Source organism: Peptoniphilus indolicus ATCC 29427 (assembly GCF_000227315.1).
Lineage (GTDB): Bacteria > Bacillota > Clostridia > Tissierellales > Peptoniphilaceae > Peptoniphilus > Peptoniphilus indolicus.
On sequence record NZ_JH165063.1, the window covers coordinates 112719 to 121370 of the forward strand.

General features: G+C 29.4%; 6 protein-coding genes. All 6 read left to right on the top strand.

What is annotated here, in order from left to right; all coding sequences use genetic code 11:
• Nucleotides 1–815 (top strand): hypothetical protein (locus HMPREF9129_RS07235; protein WP_004822028.1); only part of this gene is annotated, 815 nt, incomplete at its 5' end.
• A gap of 14 nt (nt 816–829) precedes the next feature.
• Nucleotides 830–1864, top strand: coding sequence for an AfsR/SARP family transcriptional regulator (locus HMPREF9129_RS12050; RefSeq protein WP_004822030.1), 1035 nt, complete (start codon nt 830–832; stop codon nt 1862–1864).
• A 119-nt stretch (nt 1865–1983) separates the two neighbouring features.
• Complete coding sequence (locus tag HMPREF9129_RS12055; protein ID WP_004822034.1) at nt 1984–3870, top strand: tetratricopeptide repeat protein; 1887 nt, start codon at nt 1984–1986, stop codon at nt 3868–3870.
• 10 nt (nt 3871–3880) lie between these two features.
• Complete coding sequence (gene glmL, locus HMPREF9129_RS07245) at nt 3881–5236, top strand: methylaspartate mutase accessory protein GlmL (protein ID WP_040552802.1); 1356 nt, start codon at nt 3881–3883, stop codon at nt 5234–5236.
• A 225-nt stretch (nt 5237–5461) separates the two neighbouring features.
• Nucleotides 5462–7216, top strand: coding sequence for an N-tau-methylurocanate hydratase (locus tag HMPREF9129_RS07250; protein ID WP_040552804.1), 1755 nt, complete (start codon nt 5462–5464; stop codon nt 7214–7216).
• Between the two features lie 77 nt (nt 7217–7293).
• Nucleotides 7294–8586: a YjiH family protein gene (locus HMPREF9129_RS07255; RefSeq protein ID WP_004822039.1), complete on the top strand. Its 1293-nt coding sequence runs from the start codon at nt 7294–7296 to the stop codon at nt 8584–8586.
• Nucleotides 8587–8652: the final 66 nt, after the last annotated feature.

The window sequence follows — 8652 nt, forward strand, 5'->3', positions numbered from 1 at the left end:
ACGAAAAATATAAGACTGTAAATGTAGACAATTATCTTTATTTATGGAATTTTATTTTATTTAATAACTTAAGTAATTATTTAATTGATGCATATATAAATAGTGAATCAAGTACAATATTGTTTGAAGAAAAACTTAAGAGAGAAGGGAAACAGATTATAAGATTAATAGGCTCAATAGAAATTCAAGATATTTTAGGAAATATAATAACTTGTATGATAAATTCAGAAGATTATTTGCAAGGAAACATAAAGATTGATTATACTAATGAAGTACCTAGAAAAAGTGAAAATGTGTTAAATTTAGATTTGAATTACATATTTAATTACACACCAAATAGTTTAAAAGAGGTTATAGACAAATTAAAAGTTGATTTAGTTGCATTTAAATATTTTGGAAAATCTCAAGTTAATGAAAATGGAAAATTTATATTACCAATTTATGTAGACGAAGAAACACTTAGTAAGAAAGGTATAGATTACGGTGAATATTTAATAAATTGGGCATCACTTGCTTATTTAAAGATGTTGACAAAAATACATGATTTCTTTTTAGATTATTATAAATATGATGGGAAAGAAGGTTTAGTTAATGATGGCATAATGTTGGCGTTAATTTATTTAACAGATTATGAAGTAAAAGACTATCCAACAGGTTTACAAAAATCAATAGAAGTTGGCAGGTCAACAAAGGGAAAGTGTTACTTTATAGATTCGATTGTAGCGCCTATGGCTATAGAACAGGATTTGGCTATAGTATTTCAAGCGAAAGATGTGTATTCCGTAGTTACTAAAACATTGAGATTGCTCCAATAAGATTAGGAGGTTACATGATAGATTGTATTTTTTTTGGATTGCCAATTATATACGAGGATGGAGAAGAAATAATTCTTCCGATGAGTAAAGTTAGTGCATTATTATATTATGTATTGATTAAAAAAGTAGTTAGTAGAGAAGAACTAAGTGGGATGTTTTGGGCAGATTCCAGTGAACATAAAGCTAGAACCAGTCTTAGAAATGCATTACATAAAATAAGACATCTGTTTAAGAATGAAATATTAGTGTCTAAAAATAAATCTATCATTACAGTTAACGAGGATTTGGATATTAAAATTGACACTGAAATATTTGAAAAAGACCCTATAAATAATATTGATAAATATAGAGGAGAATTTTTAGAAGGGTTTTATTTAAAAGATGTGATTGACTTTGAAAACTGGATGTTTGAGCTAAGAGAGTTTTACGGTGAAACATTTATTGATGTAATTCTCAAGAAAATGGGGCAAGACTTTAAGCATGAAAGATATGAAGAGTTAGAACAAAGTTCAAGAAAATTATTGAAACTTGATAAGTACAATGAAGAGGCATATTTGTATTTATTTAAATCTTATCAAGTGAACGAGAGAATTGACAAGATAATAAATACTTATTATGAATTGCAAGATTTATTAGAAAGTGATTTAGGTGTTCAACCAAATGAGGAAATAACAAAAATATATAGAGGTGCTTTGAGTTTTATAAATAAGGCTAAATCTAAAAATTTAGATAATGACAAGATTTTTTTTGGAAGAAATTATGATAGAGAAATAATTCAAAAACAGCTAAATTCTTTTAAAAGTGGAGAAGATTTTAAATCTATATTACTTAGCGGAGAAGCAGGAATAGGAAAGAGTTTTTTAAAGAAAGAGATAATTAATTCAAATAAAGATATAAAATTCTTTGAAGCAGATTGCTTGAAGGTTGAACAGACATTTTCTTATTCTCCTTGGATAAAGATAATTTCATTGATTGAAAATGAGTTTAAAATTAATAATATAGAGAGACCTTTACTATGGACAGATTTAATAAATAACTTTTTTTCTTAGGTAAAAATAGTTATCAACCAAAAGCTAAGATTTTAGAAAGTAAAGAAAAATTTAGTACTAATTTAGTATATAGTGCCATTGTAAATGGGATTAACAAGTTATCAGAAGATAGAAAAATTGTGATATCAATAGAAGATATTCATTGGGCTGATAGATTAAGTTTAAAACTTTTGACAAACTTATTATTAAAGAAGAACAAGAATATATTTTTACTGTTGACTAAATCTAATGAATATACGATTTGCGAAGAAGATATTATTATAACATTAAAAGATATAAATAAATTGGAGTATGTAGAGTTAGGAAGATTTACAAGAAAAGAGGTTGAAATAATATGTAAGAAAATGATAGATTCAAAAATTGAAGAATCTGAAATTGATGATATATACTTTAAATCTAAAGGGAATGCATTCTTTTTGAGTGAGTATATTCAACTATATAGCAATAAACAAAAGAAAGTTTTGGAAGATTCAAAAATACAAGCTATACTTTTTGAAAAGTTTTCTATGCTTAAAGAAAAAGAGAGGAAAGTATTAGAAATAGCGTCTGTATTATATGAAAATATAAATGTAGAATTGATTTTTAAGGCTTTAAATCTAAATGCTTTTGAGGTCATAGACTGTATAAATTCTCTAATAAAATTGAATATTTTAGAACAAAGAGAAGAAAATGGCATAACTCAAATTAGCTTTGCCTATTCAGCATATAAAGACTATGTCTACAACAGTATAAATGATTATTCTAGGGAAATTATGCATAATGAAATAGGTCAAATGCTAGAAAAAGATTTAGTCACAGGGAATAATACTATAAAAACTTATCTGAGACTTAAATATCATTTTGAAAGAGCCAAAAATCAAATCAAGAAATTAAAGTACGAAGTGTATATTTTAGCATATTATTTAAATTTCAATCATGAAATATTTCCGAGCTTAAATGATTGTGAATTGAGTAAACAGGTTAAATTATATATAGATAACTCTAAAGTTACAGAATTAATGGAGCGAATAGAGATAGATATATCTGAGGTGAAAATAAAAGAAAATAGTAAAGAAGAACTAAAAGACATTTTAGGATTTGAGTTACTTTTCTTATATTGTAAAGGTAGATATTTTATAAGAGAAGGGAATTATAATAGCGGTGTGAAAATAATGAATAGGGTTATTCAATTCGCTGAGACTATGAAAAATTATAAGATTGCTTTAAATGGTCATAAACAAATGGCTATATACTCAATACAAATAATAAATCAAGAATTGATGTTAAAGCATGTAGTTGCGGGAATCGAGGTTTCAAAAGCTGTAGGTGATAATTTAGAACTTGGAATATTCTATAGACTATATGGCGTTTATTATATGAATAATGGTGAGTTTGAAAAGGCTGAAGAATTATTTTTAAAATCAATTGACACATTTGAGTATGAAGGGATTTTAGAAGGGACTAACTCAATTAGCACAGCTGCGAATTATAATTACATTGGAGAAATAAGAAGTGCCCAAGGCAAATTAGAAGAGGCAATGCAGTATTTTCAAAAATCAATTAATCTGTGTGAGAAAACAGAAGCATCTTGTTTGTCAATTTTTTATATAAATGCAGGTAAAACTTTGTTTTTACAAGGTGAAGTCTTTGCAATGAAAGAGTTATTTTATAAGGCAGAAAGCATAATAAAAAGATTTGATTCATATTGGAAGAAACCGGTTCTAGAAGCTTATTTAGCGCTTGTAAATTTTTTAGATGAAAAATTTAAAGAATCTTCTGAACATCTAAAAAGTGCTTTACAGGAAGTTAAGACAATAAATAACTCAAGAGATATTGGATATGTTTATTTTATACAAACTATAATAGGATACATAATAAAAAGAGATGAAGTTGGGTTCGATGATGATATGAAGAAAATATTAACAGAACCATATGATATATACTATTATAATGCAATAAAATATTTGGATAAATACAGAGATACAGCGGAAGTAGAATACTTAAAGACAAATATTAAATTTGAATGAGGAGAAAAAAATGGACTGTTATTTATTGGTGGATTTTGGTAGTACGTTTACAAAGTTGACATTAGTATCGAAAGATAGGCAAGATATAATCGCTAAATCCAAGTCTTATACAACGGTAGAAACATCAGTAATCGAAGGCTATGAAAAAGCTAAATCTGAAATGTTGAAATATTTAAAGTGCAAAGAGGATATAAATATTATAAAAACGCTTTGTTGTTCATCGGCTGGAGGAGGACTTAAAATCGTAACAATAGGCATAACTCCAAGTTATACTGTAGAGGCTACTAAAAGAGTTGTTATGGGAGCAGGAGGAAGAATAGTGGCGAGTTTTAGCTACTATATAACAGATGAAGACCTAGAAATTATAAAGAAAACAGACTATGATATCATTTTATTATCTGGTGGAACAGAAGGGGGAAATAAATCATATATTTTAGCGAATGCTAAAAAATTAGCAGAGCATATGGTAGAAAAACCGATAGTGGTAGCCGGTAACTCTAATGCACGAAATGAAATAAAAAAAATATTTAAAAACTATGGCATAAAAGCATTTTATACAGAAAATATAATGCCTGATACAGACAAAATAAATCCATATGCTGCCAAAGAAGTAATTAGAGAAATATTTATGAATTTGATAACAAAAGCAAACGGTATGAATGAAGTTGCTAAACATGTAGGAGAGATACTTATGCCCACTCCAACTGCTGTGTTAAATGCTGCAGTACTTTTGTCAAAGGGAACTGAAAAAACAAAAGGACTTGGAGAATTAATTATTGTGGATGTAGGAGGTGCAACTACAGATGTACACTCTATTTCAAATCCAGTTATAGATATTTCTTATAAACAAGAGGGCCTTGAAGAAATGGTAGAAAAGAGAACTGTTGAAGGGGATCTTGGGATGAGATATTCTTCAATAGGAGTTTACCAATCAGGAAGTAAGATTTTAAAAGAAAAAGTTAATGCAAAAGAGAAATGTATTAAAAGATTTAAGCAGACTTCATTTATACCGGAAGATAAAGAAGAGAGAGAATTTGATGAATTACTTGCTTCTGAGTGCGTTGAGATAGCTGTGAAAAGGCATGCTGGGACTATTAGACAAGGATATTTGAACGGACAAAATGTGTATATTCAAAATGGAAAAGATTTGAGAAATATAAAATATATAGTTGGGACGGGAGGAGCTATAATAAATTCTGCGAACTATAGAAAAATAATTTCATCATGTATTAAAAATGAAAGCAAAAGATTAATTCCAAAAAATTCTGAAATATTATTGGATAGAGAATATATCTTATCTGCTATGGGGTTACTTAGTACAGAAGATAGTGAACTTGCGTTAAATATAATGATTAAAAAAAATTAATCAATAGAAATCAATTAACATATTAGGCATAGAGTAGATAATGGCTAAAAATAAGGCTATTATCTACTTTTATATTTTAAAAGCGTTATTTATTTTTTGAAAAAGTTGAAAAAATATTTTGAAATAAAATCTTTATAAACGCTGTATTAACGATGTGTTCATATAATTAGATTACAAGCTAAAGCAAAGCTAAAAATATTGTTTAAATTTAAGGAGGACATACAAATGAACGGAGAACACGGATTATATTACAGAGAAAACCCTGAAATACTTTACAAAGTAACAGCTCAAGGTGGCGGATTAAAAGATACTGACACTTTAAGATGTAAGGGGTGGAGACAAGAAACTATTCTTAGAATGTTAGAGTTTAATATGGAAAATGCTGAAATTCCAGAACTACTTGTTATCTATGGTGGGAATGGTAAAGGAGCAAGAAACTGGGAGTCTTATTGGGCAATTGTTGATGCACTAAAGAACTTAGAAGACGATGAAACATTAGTTGTTCAATCAGGTATGCCTGTTGCAATATTTAAAACACATAAAGAAGCTCCAACAGTAGTAATGGCAACTACAAATATTATGCAAGCTACTTGGGAAAGATTCTATGATTTACAAGATAAGAACTTAACTATATTCGCTCAATATACAGCAGCTCCATGGGAATACATAGGAACTCAAGGAGTTATTGAAGGAACATTTGAAACTCTATCCGCAATAGCTATTAAAGCTTTTAATGATGACTTATCAGGAAAAATTTACATGACAGCTGGTGTTGGTGGTATGGGAACAAATCAAACATGGGCTATGAAGATGCATGGAGGAGTTTGTTTAATAGTAGATGCTAATAAGAAAACCCTTGAAAAGAGAATTGAAAAAGATTATCTTGATGTAATTGCTCCATCAATGGAAGAAGCTATTAAGATGGCAAAAGACTATGCGGCAAGAAAAGAACCAATCTCAATTGGATTTGTAGGAAATGCGGCAGATGCATACGAAGAAGTTTTAAAGAGCGATTTCAGACCTGATATCTGTTCAGAAATGTGTCCGTGCCATGACCCTATTTCTTATATCCCATCAGGATACACTCCGGAAGAGGCTGACCAACTTAGAATTGATGACAGAGAAAAATATCTTCAATTAGCAAGAGAAACTATGAAACGCCAATTAGCAGCTATGATTGCATTAAAAGCAGATGGAGTAGAAGTATTTGAATATGGTACATCCATTAGAAAAGAATGTATGGATGCAGGATTCCCAAGAGAAGAAGCAATGAAGATTGAAGGATTCGTAGCAGCATATTTAAGACCTCTATTCTGCGAAGGAAGAGGACCTTTCAGATGGACTTGCCTATCTCGTGACCCTGAAGATTTAAAAGTTACTGATGATATAGCACTTGAAATTTGTAAAGGTGATAAACTTGTTGAAAGATGGATTACACTTGCAAGAAAGAATTTACCAATAGAAGGTATGCCGGCAAGAGTTTGTTATATGGGATTTGGCGAAAGAAAGAGATTTGGACTTGCAATTAACCAAGCTATTAGAGAAGGAAGAATTAAAGGTACAGTTGCTTTCTCAAGAGACAACTTAGACTCTGGTTCAATAGTTAATCCGACATTTGAATCTGAAAATATGCCAGATGGCGGAGATTATATTTCTGACTGGCCATATCTAAATGGTCTACTAAACTGTGCAGCAGGTTGTGATTTAATCGCAATTCAAAGTAATTACTCAATGGGTGAAGCGGTTCACACTGGTGTAACTATGATAGCAGATGGTACTGAAGAAGCTGATAGAAGACTTGCAGCAGCTCTTACAGTTGACTCCGGTATAGGAGTAATACGTCATGCACAAGCTGGATATCAAACAGCTAAAGATGTTGCAAATGGAAAAGGCAAATATACTACAGACTCAATTAAAGTACCACTATGGTGGAAACCGGCTGACCAAGTAACATTTGGACCGGAAGGGATGTACAGATAATTTTGATTTAAAACATATAGAGTAGATTGATATTTTCAATCTGCTCTTTAATCCTATTAATAAAAGGAAAGATAATAATGAAAGAAAGATTTATTGATAGTATTAAGTTTTTCGTATATGTTGGGATAGGTATTTTTATGTTTTTTATACCTATAGAATTTTTGGGTAGAAAAACAATTCCTATAGATCATATAGTAAAGAACATTACTGCTATTCCAAATGTAATACCAATAGTAGGAAGTATAATGATTACTATTGGAGCTTTATTGCCATTTAAAAATAAAACATGGAATATAAATAAATTTAAAATAGTAATGTCTTTTTTAGGAATAATAGGTCTGATATTTACAGCAATGACAATTTTGAACATTGGACCAAAAGTTATAATTCAAGAAACAATAGCACCATATGTATTTAAATTTGTAGTAGTTCCTGTAATAATAATAGTTCCAATAGGGTCTATATTTTTAGCGTTTTTAGTCGATTATGGATTTATGGAGTTTATAGGAGTTTTTGCAAGACCATTTATGACAAAAGTTTTTAAGGTACCGGGAAGAGCTGCTGTTGATGCGGTATCATCATTTGTAGGGAGCTATTCTATAGCTTTGTTAATAACGAATCAAGCGTATAAAGACGGCAGGTATACTACAAGAGAGGCTGCAGTTATTGCTACAGGATTTTCAACTGTTTCTGCAACATTTATGATAATAACAGCAAATACTTTGGGATTAATGGATTATTGGACACAATTTTTTTGGATAACTCTGTTTGTTACATTTACTGTTACAGCAATAACTTCTAGAATTAGACCTTTAAAAAATTTATCTAATAGTTATTATTATTCTGCAATTCCAAATTTAGAACAGGATGAAAAAGGTAGTTATTTTAAAAGAGCATATTTAGCAGGAATGGAAGTGTTTATTAAATCAGATTCTATATTAAAAAACACAAAAAAGAATTTAAAAGAAGGAATAAAATTAGGTTTAGAAATAGGACCTAATATAATGAGCATAGGTGTAATTTCACTAATATTAGCTAATTATACTCCGGTTTTTGATTACTTAGGATATATTTTTTATCCATTAGTAAAGTTATTGGGACTAGGAGATACTTTACTAGTATCGAAAAGCATAGCTGTGTCTTTTGCAGATATGTATGTACCGGCTATATTGTGTGCGGGTTTACCATTGGTAAGTAGATTTATAGTAGGAGTATTATGTATATCAGAAATCTTATTTTTGTCAGCATCAATACCTTGTGTAATGTCAACAGAAATACCAATAGATATAAAGATAATATTTGAAATTTGGTTTTGGAGAGCTATACTGACTGTAATAATAGCTACACCTTTAGCAATGTTTATATTTTGATATCAAAAAATTAGTGGATAAGTGTAGCTTTACATTATTTATTAATATAAATTTCACATAATAATA

Bases quoted from the DNA above. Each gene is read 5' to 3' on its own strand.
- HMPREF9129_RS12050 (WP_004822030.1), top strand. From the start codon at position 830: ATGATAGATTGTATTTTTTTTGGATTGCCAATTATATACGAGGATGGA.
- HMPREF9129_RS07255 (WP_004822039.1), top strand. From the start codon at position 7,294: ATGAAAGAAAGATTTATTGATAGTATTAAGTTTTTCGTATATGTTGGG.
- HMPREF9129_RS07250 (WP_040552804.1), top strand. From the start codon at position 5,462: ATGAACGGAGAACACGGATTATATTACAGAGAAAACCCTGAAATACTT.
- glmL (WP_040552802.1), top strand. From the start codon at position 3,881: ATGGACTGTTATTTATTGGTGGATTTTGGTAGTACGTTTACAAAGTTG.